The following is an 18362-nucleotide window of genomic DNA, read 5'->3' on the forward strand; positions in this document are numbered from 1 at the left end:
TTTTTTTTTACCTCTCTCGGTTGGCCCGCGCGCCGCTCGTTGTGGGGCGGCCCGGGGGGGGGGGGGCGGGGCGGGGGGCCGCGCCCCCCCCCCCCCCCCCCCGCCGGGTGTGGTGCGGAAGCTCGGGGCGGCCTCACCGGTGCAGCTGGGCGCGCAGGTGCTCCAGGGCCGTGGTGAGGGCGTCCTCGGGGGCGGTGGGGAGGTCGGGTTCGACGCCGACGGCTTCCCAGTTGGTGCCGGTGACGGGGTTGATGCTGCGGGCGGTGGGGACGGTGACGGTGATGTGGGGGGCGACCGGGAAGCGGGCGGTGGGGTGGGCGCCGCCGCGGGTGGTGCGGCCGACGAGGGTGGCGCGTGCGAGGGCCTTCAGGTTGTAGGCGAGTTCCTCGCCGCCGGAGAAGGTGGCCTCACTGGTCAGGACGGCGACCGGGCGGTCGAGGTAGCGCGGGCCGCCGAGGTGGCCGAGGGTCCAGTACTGGCGGACGGAGTCGGTGGTCCGGTCGTAGATGTCGTTGAGGTGGACCTCGTCGTCGGCGAAGAAGTAGCTGCACCAGAGCTGTACGCCGGCCGGTGAGCCGCCCCGGCATTGGCGCAGGTCGATGACCAACGCGTCGGTGGTGGAGAGCAGTTGCATGGCGGCGGCGGTGGCGGGGCCGCCCAGCTCGGCGGGGGCGATCATGCGCAGGTCGAGGTGGCCGATGTTGCCGTCGAGCTGTTCCACCCGCCGGACGCCGTAGTTGTGTTCGCGGGCGTACCGCGCGAAGCGGGCCCGGGCGACGTCCTCCGGCTCCTCGTCCATCGGCTGCGGCTCCTCGCTCCACAGCAGCCGCAGGTGCTTGTCCGGGCAGGCCTTCTGGAGGTCGTCCGTGACCTGTTCGCACAGCTCCCGCTCGTCGAGGCCGTCGTAGGCGCCGTCGGCGAGTTGGCGGCGGAGCAGGGCGTCGATGGCGGCCGTCCGCTCGGGGAACACGTAGCCGGTGGCGATCCGGGCCAGTGCGGCCTCGATCGTCCGGTGATGGGTCGTCATGCGGACGATGGTAGGTCCGGCCCGAGAGGCGTCCGGGGGCCGGGGACTCAATAGCTCAACCATCGACATATCTAAATCATTGATCTATGGTCTCCTCATGACAGACCGTCAATTGCAGGAGCCGACACGTCTCGTGCTCACCGCCCTGGCCGATGCTCCGCGGCACGGCTACGCGATCCTCCAGGAGGTCCTGGCGATCACGGACGGGCGGACCAGGATGCTCACCGGAACGCTCTACACGGCGTTGGACCGGCTGCTTCAGCAGGGGCTCGTCCGGGTCGACCACGAGGAGGTGGTGAACGGGCGGCTGCGGCGCAGCTTCGCGTTGACCGAGCAGGGGCAGGACACGCTGGCCGGGGAGACGCGGCGGTTGCGGGCGGGGGCGGACGAGGCGGAGCGGCGGCTCGCGCTCGGCGGGTTCCGGCCGGCTCTCGGGGCGAACGGGGGGACGGCATGAGCGGGTCGTTGGTGCGGCGGCTGCCCCTGCGGGGGCTGTACCCGGTGGCGTACCGGGCGGCGCACGGGGAGGAGATCGCGGCGGTGCTGGCGGAGTCGGTGCAGGACGCCGACCGGCGGACGGCGGTGCGGGAGTGGGCGGTGCTGGCGGCGCACGCGCTGCGGCTGCGCACGCGGCTGAGTTCGCGTGATCCGGCGGGGCGGGCCCTGGCCGGGGCGGCGCCGTTCGTGCTGGCGGGCGGCGCGGCGCTGGGTGCGGTGCACCTGGTGGCGGGGTTCCTGCTGTGGAGGTCGGGGACGGGCGTCGTTCCGGCGCTGGGCACCGTCGCGCAGAGTGCCCCGTGGGTGGCCGCGCTCCTGGGTGCCGCGCTGGGCCGTTGGGCGGTGGCCCGGGCGTTCGTACTGGTCGCCGTGGTGGCGGTGGTGGTGCAGCCGGCGGGGCCGTCCCTCTCGGCCGACAGTCTGCTCCAACTGTGGGCCGCGATGGGCGGGTTGGTGCTGCTCGCGCCGCCGGACGGGGTGGACCTGTCGCGGCGGGGGCGGTCCCGGGCGGTGGCCTGCTCGATCGCCGCGGGGCTGCCGATGTGCGGCATCGCGGCCATCTGGCTGGGGCTCTGGCCGGAGGACTTCGCGAACGTCCTGTTCCCGCCATCGGTGCAGGTTCCGCTGGACGCGTCCACGGCCTGGCCGGCGGTCGTGATGGCCTTCGCCCTCCTGCTGCACCTCGGCGATCCGCGGGTCGACCGGGTGCAGGCGGGCGGTGTGGCGCTGGCGGTCCTGCCGTGGGTCGCCATGCTTCCGCCGCCGCTGTACTACAACACCCCGCTGGACGGGCACGATCTGCTCCGCGACGGCGCCGTGGTCCTGGCGCTGCTGGCGGCGGCCACCGCCGCGGGCGTGCTGCGCCGCCGGGCCCGGCTCGCGGGGGCGGTCCGGCCGGGGGCGTCCGACCTGGCCTGACCCGGAGGGCGCCGGCCGCCCGGTCCGCGCGGCGGGCCGGGCGGCGGGCGGTCCGCCGCGGCGTACGATGCGCGCGTGGACGGAGACCGGGGGTGGGGGGTCGGGCCGCGCACGGTGCGGGTGCTGGTGGTCTCGGTGGCGGCCGCGCTGGCGTCGATGCACCTGCTGAAGGGGCTCGGGCGGGTGGCGGCGGAGCCGGTCGCCGGGGTGGCGGTGGTGGCCGCCTGTCTCGCGCTGGTGGCGTTGCAGTTGCGGCACACCCGCCCCGGTGGTGCCGGGCGGGCCGCACAGGTGGGCTGCACCGTCGTGGAGTTGGCGGTCGGGGCGGTCGCGGTCGGGCCGCTCGGGGTGTCGGTCGGCGTGCTGTGCCTGCCGGCCGCGTCGTTGCTGCTGGAGCGCCGCCGGCTGCTGCTGGGCCTGCTGGGGGCCGGTGCGGTGCTGGCGGAGGCGCTGCGGGCGGCGACGGTCCGGGACACCGTCGATCTGCTGCTGACGGTCGCGCTGGGCGGCACCATGCTGTACGCCGTCACGACGCTGGCCCTGTTGGCGACCCGGGTGCACGCCGCGCGGCTCGCCCTCGCGGCGTCCGCGGTGACCGACGAGCGGCTGCGCATCGCGTCCAGCCTGGGCAGTGGGCTGTCGGCGGGACTGGACCGGATCCGCGGCCTGGCGGCACGTCAGGACCCGTCGGATCTGGCGGAGTTGATCGCGGTGGCGCGGCGGACGCTGGCGGCGGCCCGGGCCACGGCCGCCGAGTTGCGGAGTCTGTCGCTGGCGCCGGAGGCGGCGAGCGCCCGGGCCCTGCTGGCGTCCGCCGGGATCGCGGCGGACCTGCGGGTCGGGCACCGCGAGCCGCTCGGGCCGGCCGGGACGGTGCTGGCCACGGTGCTCCGCGAGGCGGTCACCGCGGTGGTGCGGGTGGGCGACGCCCGGCGGTGCGAGGTGTCCACCGAGGAGCGGTCGGGGCAGGTGGTGCTGCGAGTGGTCAGCGACGGCGCGCCGCACGGTGTCGCGCTCGGTGCGGACGTGCTGGACGGCTTGGCGGAGCGGGTCCGGGCCGCGGACGGCCGGCTGACGGCGGGCCTGGAGCCGGACGGCCGCTTCGCCGTCGAGGCGTCGGTGGCGGCGGCTCCGGCGCCGGCCGCCGCGGACCCGGTCGAGCTGCGCACCGCGCTCGGGCTGTACTACGCGCTGCTCGGGATGTTCTGCGTGAAGGCGCTGATGTTCGTTCCGGTGCCGCGGCTGGGTCTCGGGGCGGTGTGCGTGGCGGCGTTCTGCGCGTTCCAGGTCCGGTTCTCGATCCAGGACGCGAGCCGGCACGCCCGGCTCGCCCTGCTGGCCTCGGCGGTGCTGGCGCTGGTTCCGCTGCCGTGGCTGGGCCGGAACTGGATCGGTGCGGCGGGCATCCTGGCCGGTTCGCTGCTGATCGCCCTGCCGCTGCGGATGGGCGCGGCGCTGGCGGCGGCGCTGGCGGTGACCGCCGGGGTGGTCGGCGGCGACGGCCCGGTGTCGGTGCTGCTGACGACCGTCAGCGCTCTGGTCAGCTGTGTGGTGGTCTACGCGGTGCTGCGGCTGGTCCGGCTGGTGCGGGAGCTGCAGCGGGCGACGGCGGGGCTGGAGCGGGCCGCGGTCGTGACCGAACGGCTGCGCGCTGCAAGGGACTTGCACGATCTGCTGGGGCACGGGCTGGCCGCGGTCCTGTTGAAGGCCGAACTGGCGCGGCGGCTGGCGGAGTCCGACGCGCCGCGCTGCCGGGCCGAGTTGGCGGACATCGTGCGGCTGGCCGAGCGGGGCCGGGCCGAGCTGGGGGCGCTGGCCGGCGACGGGCCCCGGCTGTCGCTGAGCGCCGAACTGGCCTCGGCGACGGCGGTGTTGGAGGCTGCCTCGATCACGGTGGAGGTGGAGGACGGGCCGGTGCCGGCGGCGGCGGGGGCGGTGCTGAGCGTGGTCCTGCGCGAGGCGGTGACGAACGTCCTGCGGCACAGCCGTGCCCGGTACGCCCGGATCGCGCTCGCGGTGGCCGACGGCTCGGCACGGCTGGAGGTGGAGAACGACGGCGTGCCGGACGGCGTCACCGCGCCCGGCTCGGGCATCGGCGGGCTGACGGTCCGTCTCGCCGAGGCGGGCGGCACGCTGGCCGCCGGACCGGACGACGGCTGGTACCTGCTGCGTGCCGAACTGCCGCTGTCCTGAGCGCCGTTGCGGGTTCAGAGCCAGCCGGCGTCGCGGGCGATCCGGACCGCGTCGGTGCGGTTGCGGGCGTTCAGCTTGCCGACGACGGCGGTCAGCACGTTGCGGACGGTTCCGGTGGACAGGTGCAGGCGCGCCGCGATCTCGGGCGGTTCGGCGCCCTCGGCCAGTTCGCGCAGCACGTCGTTCTCCCGCGGGGTCAGCGGGTTGTCGGCCAGGTCCCAGGCGGCGACCGCCAGTTTCGGGTCCAACACCCGTCCGCCCGCCGCGACCTGGCGGATGGCGGCGACCAGCTCGGCCGGCGGGACGGTCTTCAGCAGGAAGCCGTCGACCTTCGCGTCCAGGGCCTTGCGGAGCAGCCCGGGTCGGCCGAGCGAGGTCAGCATCAGGGTCCGGCAGCCGGGCAGTCTCTCCTTGAGCGCGGCGGCCGCCTGGAGGCCGTCGAGCCGGCCGGGCATCTCGATGTCCAGGATCGCGACGTCCGGCCGGTGGACCGCGGCCCGCGGCAGCACGTCGTCGGCGTTGTCCGCCTCGGCCACGACCTCCAGGTCGGGTTCCAGTCCGAGCAGCGCCACCAGCGCGCCGCGCACCACGTGCTGGTCCTCGGCCAGCAGGAGTCTGATCATGTCCCGACCCTACCCGTGACGATGTCACGGGTGGCGCGTGTTCCCGTCCCTGGGAAGGGAGTTCGCAGCTCGGCAGGCTGGAGGGCATGAGCGATGCGATCACTTTGGACGCCGTGAGCAAGGTTTACGGCAAGGGGCGGGGCGCGGTCGCCGCGCTGCGCGAGGTGACGGTGCGGCTGCCCGGGGGCGGCTTCACCGCCGTGATGGGGCCGTCCGGTTCGGGCAAGAGCACCTTCCTGCACTGCGCGGCGGGCCTGGACCGGCCGACGGCCGGAACGGTCCGGCTCGGCGGCACCGACCTGTCCGGGCTGAGCGAGACCGAGCTGACCGAACTGCGGCGCGAGCGCGCGGGGTTCGTGTTCCAGTCGTTCAACCTGATCTCCTCGCTGACGGTCGAGCAGAACGTCACGTTGCCGCTGCGGTTGGCCGGCCGGCGGGCGGACGCCGGGAAGCTGGCGGCGCTGGTGCGCCGGGTGGGCCTGCAGGAGCGCACCGGGCACCGGCCCGGGCAGCTGTCCGGCGGGCAGCAGCAGCGGGTGGCCGTCGCGCGGGCGCTGGTGTCGGAGCCGGAGGTGGTCTTCGCGGACGAACCGACCGGTGCGCTGGACACCATGACGGCCCGTGAGGTGCTGACCCTGCTGCGGCAGGCGGTCGACGAGCTCGGCCAGACCATCGTCATGGTCACCCACGATCCGGTCGCCGCGTCCTACGCCGACGAGGTGCTGTTCCTGGCCGACGGGCGGGTCGCCGACACGATGTCCGGGCCGACCGCCGCCAAGGTCGCCGACCGCATGATCCGCCTGGGAGCGTGGAACCGATGATGCTGGGACTCGCCCTCTCCACCCTCCGGCACCGCAGGGCCGGGTTCGTCGGCGCGTTCGTCGCGCTGTTCTGCGCCGCCGCCCTGGTCTGCGGGTGCGGCACCCTGCTGGTCACCGGTCTGACCGGCGCGGTCCGGCCGGAGCGGTACGCGGCCGCGCCGATCGTCGTGTCCGGCGACCCGGAGGTGCACGCCGTCGTCGACAAGGGCAAGGGGAAGGTCAAGGAGAAGGCCAAGCCGATCGCCGACCGCGCCTGGGTGCCGGCCGGCCTCGCCGACCGGATCGCGGCGCTGCCGTCGGTGGAGCGGGTCGCCACCGAGGTGACCTTCCCGGCGCTGGTGCCCGGTGGGCCCGACAGCGGCTCGTGGGGCCACGGTTGGGAGTCCGCGCCGCTGGCGGGGCTGACCCTCGCCGCCGGTCGCGCGCCGGCCGCCCCGGACGAGGTCGTCGTCGACGCGGCCACCGCGGTGCGGGCGCACCTGTCGCCCGGTGCCGGCACGGCCGTCCGGACGCCCTCGGGGACGCTGGAGGTCCGGGTGGTCGGCGTCACCGCGCAGGGCTTCGACAGCCAGGCGGCGGTCTTCTTCAGCTCCGACCGGGCCCGTCGACTGGCCGGGCACGACGGCCTGGTGAGCGCCATCGGCGTCTTCCCGGCCGCCCCGTCGGCCGCCGCCGACGTCCGGGCGCTGCTCGCCGGTGCGTCGGGCGTACCGGCCGCCGTGGTCCGCACCGGCGACGACCGGGGGCGGGTGGAGTTCCCGGACGCCGCCAACGCCCAGGTGCGCCTGGTCAGCATGGGCGCCGTGCTGGGCGGCACCGCGCTGCTGGTGGCACTGCTGATCGTGGTGGGCACCTTCGGCCTGTCGATCCAGCAGCGGCAGCGGGAGATCGCGGTGCTGCGCGCGGTGGCCGCGACCGGGCGGCAGGTCCGGCGGCTGATCGGCGGCGAGGCGCTGGTCGTCGGCCTGGCCGCGGGGGTGCTCGGGGCCGTCGCCGGTCTGCCGCTGGGCGGTTGGCTGCACGGGCGGTTCGTCGCGCTGGGCGTGGTCCCGGCGAACCTGCCCGCGGTGCTCTCGCCGTTCCCGGCGCTGGTGGCCGCGGTCGCCACGCTGCTGGCGGGCTGGGCGGCGGCGCGGGTCTCGGCCCGGCGCACCGCCGCCGTCAAGCCGGTCGAGGCGCTCGGCGAGGCGGAGTTGAAGCCGCCGCGGCTGGGCGCGGCCCGGATCGGGTTCGGGGTGCTCGCCGCCGCCGGGGCGGTGGTGCTCACCGTGCTGCTGACGGTTCTGCACTCCGACCGGTCCTCGACGCCGGTGTGCTTCCTCGCCGTGCTGCTGTGGTGCACCGCGTTCGCGCTGCTCGGTCCGCTGCTGGCCCGGTTGGGAACTGCCGTGCTGGGACTGCCGATGCGGGCCTCGCGGGTCGGCGGCCACCTCGCCTTCCACAGCCTCCGGGCCGGGGCGCACCGGCTGGCTTCGGTGGTGACGCCGCTGACCCTGCTGATCGCGATGGCCTGCGCCATCCTGTTCAGCCAGACCACGACCGGCCGGGCGGCCGCCGTCCAGCGCGAGCGCGGCAACGCCGCGGACTTCGTGGTCGGCCCGCGGGTGCCGGCCACGGCCGCGGAGGCGGTCGCCGCCGTCCCGGGCGTGCGGACCGTGACCCGGGTCCTGCACACCCAGGTCCGCGACGGGCTGACTCGGCGCAGCGTGCAGGGCGTCTCCCCGCAGCGGCTGGCGGACACCCTGGACCTCGGGGTCACGGCGGGCGATCTCGGCGCCCTGGCGGACGGTACGGCGGCGGCTGCGGACGGGCTGGGCTACCGGCTGGGCCAGCGGGTCCGGTTGACGCTCGCGGACGGCACTCCGGTGGAGGTGACGGTGGTCGCGCTCTACGGCCGCGGCCTCGGGTTCGGCGACCTGACGCTCGCGCACGACCTGGTCGCCGCGCACGTCGACGTGCCGCTCGACGACGAACTCCTCGTCCGGGGCGAGGGCCTGAGCCGCTCGGCGCTGGCGGCCGCGCTGCGCGGCGATCCCGGGCTGGGGGTGCTGGACCACGCCGCCGCGGCGGCGGCGGACCGGACCGGTGCGCAGGTCGGCGACGTCATGCTGGGGCTGATCGTCGCGTTCGTCGCGATCGCGGTGCTCAACACGCTGGCGATGAGCGTCACGGACCGCCGCGGCGAGTTCGGCGCGCTGGCGCTGACGGGTGCCACGCGCCGTCAGATCCGGCGGATGCTCGGCTGGGAGACCGCGGCCGCCGTGGCCCTCGCCGCGGTGCTCGGCCTCGGCACCGCCTTCGCGGTGCTGAGCTGCTACGCCGAGGGCATCACCCGCGGCACCGCGGGGTTCGCCGCGCCCGTCGGGGAGCTCGCCCTGGTCGTCCTCGGCACCGGCGTGCTCGCCGCCGCGGGCACCTGGCTCCCCGCCCGGGCCGCGTTGCGCGGCCGGACGCTTGATCTCAAGTCGGCTTGAAGTTCTAGCCTCCGTGGTGCGCGACAATCCACCTTCACCTTGCGGGAGTCACGACATGACCATCAGCACCGCGGAGTTCGCCGCCCTGGAGCGTCAGGTCCGGGCGCTCACCGACCGGGCCGAGATCACCGGCCTCGTCGACGGCTACCTGCTCAGCCTGGACGGCGGCCGGTTCGACGGGGAGTGGGCCCGGCGCCACTTCACCGCGGACGTCCGGTTCACCTCCCCGGTGGGCTCGCACGAGGGCGTCGACGGCCTCGCCGAGCACGAGCAGGCGACCCTCGACAAGTTCGAACGGACCCAGCACGTGGGCGCCAACCTGCTGATCGACCTGGACGGCGACCGGGCCGCCGTCCGCTGGAACGCCGTGATGACGCACGTGCACCCGGCCGCCACCCAGCGGTTCCGCGGCGAGGAGCCCGGCGGCCACTTCGACGTCGGCGGCACCTTCACCGGCGAGGCCGTCCGCACTCCCGCCGGCTGGCGCTTCCGCCGTCTCGACGTCCGCGCCGTCTGGACCACCGGCCGGGGCCCCCGCACCCTGACGCCGGAGGCCGCGGAGACCCTGCGCGCCCTCGCGGGCCCGGCGTGACGGCGGGAGCGGGGCGCTCCGACGCTCCGCGGTCCGGGGACTCCCGAGGTGTTGCGGACATGCCGAGTGCGCCCCTAGCGTGAGTGGCTGTTGATCCATTCGTACGGAGAGGATCCAACTGATGATTCGTCACGTCCGAACGGCGGCCCGGGCGGTGCTCGCGGCCGGGCTGCTGGTCAGCGGGGTGGTGGTGGGGGCGCCGCCGGCGGGGGCCGCGGCGGGCCCGACCGAGCTGACGGCCTCGCAGTTCACGCTGAGCGCGGACTACCACCAGTTCGACGCGCTGAACTCGGCCCTGGTGTCGACGCTGGGAACCTCCCCCGTGCACACGGTGATGGAGAACGCGAACCACGACCGGCAGCCGCTGCCGGCGTCGTTCTCGGTGGCGGGGCTGCAGACCGGGTTCCGGTTCGACGACACGGACAACACGGACTGCCAGAGCTACCCGCAGGGCATCACGACGAGCCGGGACGCCGTGGGCACGGCGAACAGCGGCAACTACGACGGCCACCAGCTGGTGCTGGTCAGCTGGTACACCAAGGACGGCTGCACCGGCAAGCAGCAGCGCAGCCGGATCACCCTGGCCGACTGGGACGCCACCTACCCCAACAAGTACCGCAAGATCCTGCTGGTGGAGCCGACCGGCACGACGGCGGCACCGGACTTCAAGGACATCCCGATCCACGCCGGCGGCGTCTCCTGGTACGGCGACTACCTGTACGTCGCGGACACCGGGCGCGGCATGCGGGTGTTCGACATGCGCAAGATCCTCAACACCGACACCGGCGGCACCGCCGACCAGATCGGTCGTCAGTCCGGCAGCGTCTACTACGCCCACAACTACGCGTACGTGCTGCCGCAGATCGGCACGATCACCTCGCAGACCACCTCGCCGGACAAGCTGGCGTGGTCGTCGATCTCGCTGGACCGGGTCAGCAAGTCGCTGGTGATGACGGAGTACACCTGCCCGGCGGCGCAGCCGTGCACCGACTACCCGAACCGCCCGCCGCGCGCCGTCCGCTACCCGTTCGCCGCGGGGGCGACGACGTTCGCCGCGACGACGACGGCCGGTCAGGCGCTCCAGCTGCCCTGGTACAAGCTCAACGGGGTGGCGTCGCACAACGGCCGGTGGTGGTTCAACTCCTCGGGGCAGAAGCAGCTCTACTACTGGACGCCGACCGCCGGCCCGTCGACGTTCGCCTGGGTGGGCGGCGGCGAGAGCCTCTCGTACTGGGAGGACGCCACCGACCCGGACCTGCTGTGGTCGCTGCAGGAGACCGTCGGCGGCCGCAACGTCTTCGCGGTGACGCAGGCGACCTACGGCGGCGGCTGAGCCGGCCGGTTGCGCCATCGGGAGCAGCCGGGGCGGGGCGGCGGCGGCGCCTCGGACGGGGCGGCGCGGGGGCGGGGCAGGATCGGACCGGGGCTGTCGAGGTGGAGGAGCAGCATGGCCGGTCCGGGTGTCGCCGTCGCCGTCGTGGTCCGGGACGGCCGGGTGCTGATGGTGCGACGCCGGATGGAGGACGGCGCCTTGTGGTGGCAGTTCCCGGCCGGGGAGATCCGGGACGGGGAGTCGGCGGAGGCGGCCGCGGTCCGCGAGACGGCGGAGCAGACCGGGCTGACGGTGACGGCCGGGCGGCTGCTCGGTGAGCGGGTGCATCCGGTGAACGGCCGTCGGATGTCGTACTTCGCCTGCCCGGTGGTGGCCGGCACCGCGTCGGTGGACGGTGTCGGGGACCTGGTCGCGCTGGAGTGGGTGCCGCACGGCCGGCTCGCCGAGTACGTCCCGTCGGGCCTGTGCGGGCCGGTGCGGGCGTACCTGGACGCCGAGCTGCGGCGGGACTGAGCGCGTTCCGCACGGCCGCCCGCGAGGGTGCGGCGCCCGTGCGGAACGGCGCGGGCGGGTTCCTCAGCCGGCGGGCCGCTCGCCGGCCCGGTCGGTGATCGCCCGGCGCAGGACGGCGGACGAGTAGGTGGAGCCGACCGGCGGGGCGTTCTCGCCGGGCTTGACCAGGCGGACGCCGTGCGTGCCGAGGAACGCGCAGGTGGCGCGGTCGAAGATGAGCTCGACCCGGTCGGTGCCGTCGGAGCGGACCACGCCGATGCCGTGCCGGCCGGCCGCGTCCACGGCGTCGGCCTCCAGGGTCGCCCCGGGGACGGCGGCGGCGGCCCGGCAGAACGCGGCGCCGACGGCGGGGGTCAGCAGCTGCGAGCCGACCACGTTCGCGATGGTGCGGAAGGCGGTGCCGTCCCGGTCGGGGTTGCCCTTCGGGTTGTCCGCGTAGACCTGCTCCAGCAGGCGCTGGGGGTCGGCGGGCAGGGTGGCCAGGTAGCGCAGGTCGGGGACGTGCAGGCTCGGCGGATTGCCCTCGGCGTTGGGGACGTAGGTCATGGTGCCGTTGAACGGGTCGTTGATCAGGCCCTGCGTCCTCCCGTCGGCGGCGACCCAGTCCCGGCGCACGCACGGCTGCTCGGTGTTGTGCTGCACGAGCGTCTCGGTGTAGACGAACTGCTGGTCCTTCACCTGCGGGGCGGGCTTGCCCGCCGCGGCGTTCGCGGCGGCGGTCAGGGCCTGGAGCGGGTCGCCGGCGGGCGCGGACCCGGCCGGCCGGACCGTGATGCCGGCCGGGGACGAGCCGGTCGGGCAGGATTCGCCGCCGGTCAGGACGGTGTCGGCCGAGGGGGACGGAGCCGGGCTCGCGGAGGATCCGGGCGCCACCGCCTGCGGGGCGGGGGCGGTGGGCTGCGTGGTGGACAGCAGGGCCACGGCGGCGGCCACGGCGACGACCGCCGGGGGTGCGATCAGCCAGCCGAGGCGTCGGCGGCGCGGTGCCGACCGCTCGGTCGCGGACTGCCTGGCGATCTCGTTCATCAGATGCTCCTTCAAACGCCGCTGGCGGTCGGCGGCGAGCATCTCGGACCCGTCGTTCATCTGATGTCTCCCTGCATCGACCGGGCGGCTCCGAAGCCGCCGTGCCGTACCTGTCCGGTGCCGGACCCGGGTTCCTGGTCCGACGGCACTTTTTGACGTCGCGCCAGCTCCTCGTCGGTCAGCGCCCGGAGCCGGGTCCGGGCCCGGGACAGCCGGGAGCGGACGGTGCCGACCGGCACGCCCAGTGCCTCGGCGGCCGCCGCGTAGTCCAGCCCCACCCACACGCACAGCCGGAACACCTCCCGGTCACCGCGCCGCAGCCTGGCCGACGCGCGCCGGACGGCGGACAGGCGGGCGTCGTCGTCGAGCCTGGTCACCACCTCGTCGGCGAAGTCCGGCACCGGCTCCCGCCCGGGCAGCCGCGACATCGCCGCCCGGTGCCGCCGGGCCGTCCGCGCGGTGTTGCGCAGCACGTTGGTGGCGATGCCGAACAGCCACGGCCGCACCTCGTCGCCGTCCCGCTGCAGGGTGCCGCGCAGCCGCCACGCCTCCAGGAAGGTCAGCGACACCGCGTCCTCGGCGGCCGCCCAGTCGCCCAGCGTGCGCAGCGCATAGCCGTACACGGCTTGGGCGTGCTCGTCGAAGAGCTCGGCCAGCGCCCCCTGGTCCCCGGCGCGCAGTCGCGCCCGTTGTGACAGTTCCACACCGCTCCCTGTCCGCCCGGCCGGTACAGTTCCCTGTGACCTGCGTCACCCGCTCGCGGCCCGGAGAGGTGCCCCGTGGAACACGACGCCCCGCAGCCGGCCCCCGCGATGCGGCCGGCGGTGCAGGAGACCTACGGTCCGGCCGATCTGGCCGCCGAACGCATCTTCGCCGGAGGGTTCATCAACTTCGGCCACTGGCAGGGCGTCGACCTGTCCCGGCCGCTCGACGAGGCGGACCGGATCCGCAGCCAGCAGGACCTCTACCGGCGCGTCCTGGACGCCCTCCGACTGCCGGACGCGGCACGGATCCTGGAGGTCGGCTGCGGGCTCGGGATGGGCTGCGCGCTCGCCCTGGCCGAGTACGGCGCGGCCGCCGTGACGGGCCTGGACATCCACCCCGCGCAGCTGCGGCGGGCCCGGGAGGCGCACGCCGGGACGCTTCGACGCGAACCCGGCCGGCTGCGCTTCGTCCACGGCGCGGCCGAACACCTCCCGCTGGACGACCGGGAGTTCGACGCCGTCGTCAGCGTGGAGGCCGCCCAGCACTTCCCGGACCTGGCCGCCTTCGCCGCGGAGACCTTCCGCGTCCTGCGCCCCGGCGGCCGGGCCGCCGTCACCAGCTTCTTCACCCCGGACGACTCCCCCGGCCGCCCCGAGGACCTCGCCGACCTCCTCGTCACGTTCGCCGACGGCCTCGACCTCGCCCGCCCGGTCGGCGACCTCGCGCGCGCCTTCACCGCGGCCGGTCTGACCGGCGTCCGCGCCGAGTCGGTCGGCGCGGACGTGTGGCCCGGCTGGGACCTGTGGCTCAGCCGGTGGTGGGGGCCGGACACCTGGCCGCGGAACTTCCGGCACGCGTGGGAGCGGGGACTGCTCGACTACTACGTGGTGACGGCGGAGCGTCCCGGCCCATGATCGCGCGCGGCCGAAGCCCCGGTGACGCCACGTCAGCTGCGCGGTGTCCGGGCCCGCGGTCTCAGTCCGGGTGCACCCAGCCGGGCACCCAGGTGCCGGGGGCGCCGTGGGCGGCCTTGGTGGCGGCGAGGTACCGGCGCAGGGCGGCCAGCGCCGGGTGCGGGTTGTCGCGGTGCCACACCAGCGAGTGCGGGTAGACCGGCGTCGGGTCGGTGAGCGGGATCCGGCGCAGCCCGTGCCCGGCGGGCCAGACCAGGCGGGTGCCGTCGCTCATGAAGGTGGCGAGCGCCGGGGTCTCGGCGATGGTGTCGAGGAGCGCGTCGGAGCCGAAGTTGGGGCCGGTGGCCTCGATGGTGAGGCCGAACTCGGCGGTCAGGTCGTCGTAGTAGGCCGCCCACTCGGAGCCGGGGAGGATGCCCGGCATCCAGATCCGGTGCCCGGCCAACTGACTCGGCGTCACCGCCCGTGCCCCGGCCAGGACGTGGTCCGGGCCGGTGAGGAGCTGGAGCTGCTCGTCGACCACCCGGACGGCGGCGAGGTCGTCGGGGAGCGGCCGGCCGGGCGACCCGACGGCCCGGAAGGAGGCGTCGACGGCCCCGGAGCGGATCGCGGCGACGGCCTCGTCGATGTCGAGCAGCTTCACCACGTCGAGCTCGGTCTCGGGGTGGGCGCCGTGGAAGCCGCGCAGCAGGCCGGACGCCGCGCCGCGCAGGTTGATCACGTCCACCCGCAGCGGGCGGCGCCCGGTGTGCACGGAGGCGACGGCACGATCGGCGACCCGCAGCAGTTCGCGGGCGTGCGGCAGGAACGCCTGGCCGTCGATGGTCGCCTCCGCGCCGCGCGGGGTGCGGGTGAACAGCCGCACCCCGAGGTCGCGTTCGAGGGCGGCGATGCGCTTGGAGACCGCCTGCTGGGTGATCGACAGGTCGGCGGCGGCCTTCTGGAACTGGCCCGCCTCGGCGACGGCGAGGTAGGTGCGTACGGCTTCGAGGTCCACGCTCGCCACCTTAGTGAACAACCGCTGGTTGTGCCTGATGCGCTCCTCGGTTGTTTGACCTGCGCCTCCGTGGCCCGGTTTGCTCGGGCCGGTCAACGGAGGTTTGTACGGCGGTGGGGGCGCGGTGGGCAACGGCAGACGGCGGCTGGGGCGCCGGTTCGGGTGGCTGTGGGCGGCGTACGCGGTCAGCGCGTACGGCTCCGGGCTGGGCTTCGGGGCACTGCCGCTGATCGCGGTGCTGGTGCTGCGGGCCGGTCCCGCCGAGGTGTCCGCGCTGTCGGCGGTCGGCCCGGCCGTGGGGGCGCTGCTGGCGGCGCCGCTCGCACCGTGGGTGGAGTTCCGGCGCAAGCGGCCGGTGATGATCGCCGCCGACCTGGTCCGGTTCGCCGCGACGGCGTCGGTCCCCGTCGCGTACGCCTTCGGGGTGCTCGGATTCGGCCAGTTGTTCGAGGTGTCGGCGGTGGTCGCGGCCGCGAAGATCGCGTTCGGGGCGGCCGGCGGCGCCTTCCTGAAGGCCCTGGTCCGGCCCGACGACCTGCTGGTGGCCAACTCCCGCTTCGAGTCGACGAACTGGAGCTCCCTCGCGATCGGCCCGCCGCTCGGCGGTGCGGCGATCGGCGCGTTCGGGCCGGTCACCACCGTGCTGGCGGACGCCGGCAGCTACCTGCTCTCGGCGCTCGGCATCGCCGCGATCGGCGGCCGGGAGGAGGCGCCGCCCCGCAGCCGCGGTGCGGGGTCCGGATCGCTCCTGGACGGCTGGCGGCACCTGCTCGGCGACCCGGAGCTGCGCCCGCTGTACCTCAACAACCTGCTGGTGTCCGGCCTGATCATGGCCACCGAACCGGTGCTGGCCGTCCTGCTGCTGCGCCAACTGCACTTCCCCGCCTGGCAGTACGGCCTGGCCTTCGCCGCTCCCTGCCTCGGCGGCCTGGTCGGCTCCCGGCTGGCCCGGCGGGTGGTGGCCCGCCGGGGCCGGGCCTGGGTGCTCCGCACCATCGGCACGCTGCGCGCCGTCTGGCTGATCGGGCTGGCCTTCGTCCCGCCCGGCACGGTCGGCCTGGTCACGGTGATGGCCGTCGAACTGGCGATCATCGTCAACATGAGCCTGTTCACGCCGGTGCTGGCCGCCCACCGGCTGGAACGCACCCCGCAGCACCTCGTCGCCCGCACGCTGTCGGCCTGGTCGATCGGCCAGCAGGCGGCCGTCGCCGCGCTCACCGCGCTCGGCGGCCTGCTCGCCGCAGTCACCGGCCCGCGCACCACGCTGGCCGTCGCGGGCCTGCTCGCCCTGGCGACCCCGCTGCTGCTGCCCCGCCGCGCGGCGGCCGCGCCCGACCCGTCCGCGCCGCTCGACAGCCGCGCCTGACCACCAGCGGGGTACTTCCCGTGCAGAACACCGCACTGCTCGTGCCGGACTGCCGGCCGGCCGTCCTGACCGTGCTGCCCGGAGCCGGGCGTCCGCTGCTCGACCGGCCGGCCCGGGCCGCCGCCGCGGTCCGCGAACGGGGCGGCACGGTGGCCCACGTGCGGACCGCGTTCACCGAGGACGGCTGGGCGGCCGCCCCCGCCGGCAACAGCGCGTTCGCGGCGATCGCCCGGCACCGGGCCCTGCACCCCGAGGATCCGGCCACCGCCCCCGATCCCCGGCCGGCGCCGCGGGACGGCGACCTGCCGGCCCGCAAGACGCGCCTCGCCGCGTTCTCCACCACCGGCCTCCACCGGCAGCCGCGCGCCCGCGGCATCGACACCCTGATCCTGGCCGGCCTCAGCACCGGCGGTGCCGTCCTGTCCGCCGCCCTGGACGCCGCCGACCGCGGCTACCGCCTCCAGGTCCTGTCCGACGTCATCGCGGACCCGGACCCGGAGCTTCACCGGGCCGTGCTCGGCCGCGTCCTGCCGGCCCGTGCCGAGATGCTCACCTGCGCCTTACTGCGGCCGAGCTGACGCCCCGTCGGCCGAAGGTTCAACTCGGTTCGGCGCGCTCCTGGTTGTCGTCGCCGCCGGTGCGCCCGGAGGCGGTTTCCGGGCCCGCCGCGTCCGGCGCGGGCTTGGCGAACAGGACGTCGCGCGCCTGGTCGGCCACCCGGATCAGGCTCTCGGAGACGAAGTCGAGGAACCGGGCGACGTTCTCCAGCCGGGTGGCGGCCGGGGTGCCGGGGCCGAGGACGGCGACGCCCTGGCGGGCGGTGGCGACCACGGCGGCGTTGGCGCGGGCACTGGCGACGGTGGCCTGGTACCAGATGTCCTCGTCCAGCACGTAGCGCTCGCGGCGGCGCTCGTCGCGCTCGCGGCGGATCATCGTCTGCTCGTCCAGGTAGGTGACCGCCTTGGAGACGGACGCCGGGCTGACCTGGAGGCGCTGGGCGAGCTGGGCCGCGGTGAGGCAGCCGTCGTCGGTGAGCAGCAGGGCGGCCAGCACCCGGGAAGGCATCCGGCTCATGCCGGACTGCATGAAGACGGTGGTGACGGCCTCTTCGTAGGCCTGCAGGGCCACGGGGTCGCGCCCGTCGGCGGGCCGGTCCGCGGCCGGGCTGCGGGGCAGCGACTGGCGGCGCTGGGCGCGCTGCTCGGTGGCGCGGTGGGCGAGATCGGCGCGGTAGCCGTTGGGGCCGCCGTTGCGCATGACCTCCCGGGTGACGGTCGAGGTCGGGCGGTCGAGGCGGCGGGCGATCTCGGCGTAGGCGAGGTCGTCGGCCAGCCCCAGCGCGATCTGCTGGCGTTCCTGCTGGGTGAGCCTGCCTCCCGGCATCACGGTCTCCCTCGGTCGGTGTCCTGGACCGGAACAGCATAGCGTTCACCTCCACTTTATTGCAACGAACGCACATCTGACGTTGCATTACCTCGCTCCACGTTGCAACGAAATTCCCTCGCTGACCTGCTCTTTTGCCACTCGATTGCAACAAAAGCATTGCCGGATCATCGAACGCAACGTAGCGTTTCCCATGTCAGAAACGAAGCGCACAGGGGGCTCATCATGCAGAAGTTCGACACCACCGCCGCGATCACCGCCGTCGTCGACATCCCGGCCGGCCGGCTCAACCTGATCGGCAGCGACCGCACCGACACCGTCGTCGAGGTGCGGCCGGCCAACCCGGAGAAGAACCGCGACGCGCAGGCCGCCGAGGCCACCGAGGTGACCTTCGCCGACGGCGTGCTGCGGATCGTCACCGCCGCCGCGAAGAACCGCCTGCTCGGCCCGACCGGTGCGCTGGAGGTCACCGTCCAGCTGCCCGCCGGCTCGCGGGTCGAGGCGAAGACCGCCGACGTCGAACTGCGCGGCGTGGGGCGGCTCGGCGAGGTCTCGTTCGAGAGCGCCCGGGGCGCGGTCAAGCTCGACGAGAGCGCGGGCGGCCGCCTGGTCCTGCAGGACGGCAGCATCGAGGTCGGCCGCCTCACCGGGTCCGCCCGGCTCGACACCCAGCGCGGCGACCTCACCGTCACCGAGGCGACCCGCGGCGAGCTGGAGCTCACCACCCAGTCCGGATCGATCACCGTCGGCGCCGCCCGCGGCATCTCCGCCTCGCTGGACGCCGGCACCGGCCACGGCCGCATCCACAACGCGCTGCGCAACGCGGACGACGTGCCCGCGCTCACCATCCGCGCCACCACCGCGCACGGCGACATCACCGCCCGCACCGTCTGACCGCCGCCCCGCCGTCCGGCCGCCGCCCGAGCGGCGGCCGGGCGCCCCACCAGGCACCACCCCGCACCCACAGCAGAAGGAGCCC

General features: G+C 75.2%; 18 protein-coding genes. 12 read left to right on the forward strand and 6 right to left on the reverse strand.

The features are described 5' to 3' along the window. Nucleotides 1-133 precede the first annotated feature (133 nt). A complete protein-coding gene (locus tag ACFV1L_RS13760; RefSeq protein ID WP_380365569.1) occupies nt 134-1027 on the reverse strand; it encodes a S41 family peptidase in 894 nt (297 codons plus the stop codon). Between the two features lie 97 nt (nt 1028-1124). Between ACFV1L_RS13760 and ACFV1L_RS13765 the strand changes: the two genes are divergently transcribed. The 3 genes from ACFV1L_RS13765 to ACFV1L_RS13775 all read left to right on the forward strand — a co-directional run bounded on the left by ACFV1L_RS13765 (nt 1125) and on the right by ACFV1L_RS13775 (nt 4636). Beyond that, nucleotides 1125-1484, forward strand: a complete 360-nt coding sequence (locus ACFV1L_RS13765) for a PadR family transcriptional regulator (protein WP_380365570.1) — start codon at nt 1125-1127, stop codon at nt 1482-1484. Then, a complete protein-coding gene (locus tag ACFV1L_RS13770; RefSeq protein ID WP_380365571.1) occupies nt 1481-2443 on the forward strand; it encodes a hypothetical protein in 963 nt (320 codons plus the stop codon). Before ACFV1L_RS13765 ends, ACFV1L_RS13770 begins: the two co-directional genes overlap by 4 nt. A gap of 75 nt (nt 2444-2518) precedes the next feature. Further along, nucleotides 2519-4636: a histidine kinase gene (locus tag ACFV1L_RS13775; RefSeq protein ID WP_380365573.1), complete on the forward strand. Its 2118-nt coding sequence runs from the start codon at nt 2519-2521 to the stop codon at nt 4634-4636. Between the two features lie 14 nt (nt 4637-4650). On the opposite strand, the gene ACFV1L_RS13780 is transcribed toward ACFV1L_RS13775, so the two are convergent. Beyond that, nucleotides 4651-5259 carry a DNA-binding response regulator gene (locus ACFV1L_RS13780; protein WP_380365574.1) on the reverse strand — a complete coding sequence of 203 codons (609 nt, stop codon included), beginning with the start codon at nt 5257-5259 and terminating at the stop codon, nt 4651-4653. Nucleotides 5260-5345: 86 nt separating this feature from the next. Here ACFV1L_RS13780 and ACFV1L_RS13785 point away from each other — a divergent pair, with 86 nt between their 5' ends. The 5 genes from ACFV1L_RS13785 (at nt 5346) to ACFV1L_RS13805 (ending at nt 10992) form a co-directional block, all read left to right on the forward strand. Then, nucleotides 5346-6080 (forward strand): ABC transporter ATP-binding protein, encoded by a 735-nt coding sequence (locus tag ACFV1L_RS13785; RefSeq protein ID WP_380365575.1) that lies wholly within the window; start codon nt 5346-5348, stop codon nt 6078-6080. Then, entirely contained in the window at nt 6077-8554 is a 2478-nt protein-coding gene (locus tag ACFV1L_RS13790) for an FtsX-like permease family protein (protein ID WP_380365576.1), read from the forward strand. Before ACFV1L_RS13785 ends, ACFV1L_RS13790 begins: the two co-directional genes overlap by 4 nt. A gap of 55 nt (nt 8555-8609) precedes the next feature. Further along, a complete protein-coding gene (locus ACFV1L_RS13795) occupies nt 8610-9146 on the forward strand; it encodes a nuclear transport factor 2 family protein (protein WP_380365577.1) in 537 nt (178 codons plus the stop codon). A 121-nt stretch (nt 9147-9267) separates the two neighbouring features. Next, complete coding sequence (locus ACFV1L_RS13800; RefSeq protein ID WP_380365578.1) at nt 9268-10479, forward strand: hypothetical protein; 1212 nt, start codon at nt 9268-9270, stop codon at nt 10477-10479. 114 nt (nt 10480-10593) lie between these two features. After that, the gene (locus ACFV1L_RS13805) at nt 10594-10992 is read left to right on the forward strand and encodes an NUDIX hydrolase (protein ID WP_380365580.1); all 399 of its coding nucleotides are present in this window, start codon (nt 10594-10596) and stop codon (nt 10990-10992) included. Between the two features lie 63 nt (nt 10993-11055). Here the strand turns inward: ACFV1L_RS13805 and ACFV1L_RS13810 are convergent, their stop codons facing one another. After that, nucleotides 11056-12078 carry a CU044_5270 family protein gene (locus ACFV1L_RS13810; protein ID WP_380365581.1) on the reverse strand — a complete coding sequence of 341 codons (1023 nt, stop codon included), beginning with the start codon at nt 12076-12078 and terminating at the stop codon, nt 11056-11058. Then, nucleotides 12075-12722 (reverse strand): RNA polymerase sigma factor, encoded by a 648-nt coding sequence (locus tag ACFV1L_RS13815; protein WP_380365583.1) that lies wholly within the window; start codon nt 12720-12722, stop codon nt 12075-12077. Before ACFV1L_RS13815 ends, ACFV1L_RS13810 begins: the two co-directional genes overlap by 4 nt. Before the next feature lie 75 nt (nt 12723-12797). Between ACFV1L_RS13815 and ACFV1L_RS13820 the strand changes: the two genes are divergently transcribed. After that, nucleotides 12798-13637, forward strand: a complete 840-nt coding sequence (locus ACFV1L_RS13820; RefSeq protein WP_380365585.1) for a class I SAM-dependent methyltransferase — start codon at nt 12798-12800, stop codon at nt 13635-13637. 61 nt (nt 13638-13698) lie between these two features. On the opposite strand, the gene ACFV1L_RS13825 is transcribed toward ACFV1L_RS13820, so the two are convergent. Next, nucleotides 13699-14634 carry a LysR family transcriptional regulator gene (locus ACFV1L_RS13825; RefSeq protein WP_380365586.1) on the reverse strand — a complete coding sequence of 312 codons (936 nt, stop codon included), beginning with the start codon at nt 14632-14634 and terminating at the stop codon, nt 13699-13701. Between the two features lie 124 nt (nt 14635-14758). Here ACFV1L_RS13825 and ACFV1L_RS13830 point away from each other — a divergent pair, with 124 nt between their 5' ends. Together ACFV1L_RS13830 and ACFV1L_RS13835 are read left to right on the forward strand one after the other, a co-directional pair. Then, entirely contained in the window at nt 14759-16000 is a 1242-nt protein-coding gene (locus ACFV1L_RS13830) for an MFS transporter (RefSeq protein ID WP_380365588.1), read from the forward strand. A gap of 20 nt (nt 16001-16020) precedes the next feature. Then, nucleotides 16021-16578: an isochorismatase family protein gene (locus ACFV1L_RS13835; protein WP_380365590.1), complete on the forward strand. Its 558-nt coding sequence runs from the start codon at nt 16021-16023 to the stop codon at nt 16576-16578. A gap of 19 nt (nt 16579-16597) precedes the next feature. On the opposite strand, the gene ACFV1L_RS13840 is transcribed toward ACFV1L_RS13835, so the two are convergent. Next, on the reverse strand, nt 16598-17383 hold the full coding sequence (locus ACFV1L_RS13840; RefSeq protein WP_380365591.1) for a helix-turn-helix domain-containing protein: 786 nt from the start codon (nt 17381-17383) through the stop codon (nt 16598-16600). Nucleotides 17384-17608: 225 nt separating this feature from the next. Here ACFV1L_RS13840 and ACFV1L_RS13845 point away from each other — a divergent pair, with 225 nt between their 5' ends. Then, a complete protein-coding gene (locus tag ACFV1L_RS13845) occupies nt 17609-18277 on the forward strand; it encodes a DUF4097 family beta strand repeat-containing protein (protein WP_380365593.1) in 669 nt (222 codons plus the stop codon). Nucleotides 18278-18362: the final 85 nt, after the last annotated feature.

The sequence above is a fragment of the Kitasatospora sp. NPDC059646 genome, assembly GCF_042734615.1.
Taxonomy (GTDB): domain Bacteria; phylum Actinomycetota; class Actinomycetes; order Streptomycetales; family Streptomycetaceae; genus Kitasatospora.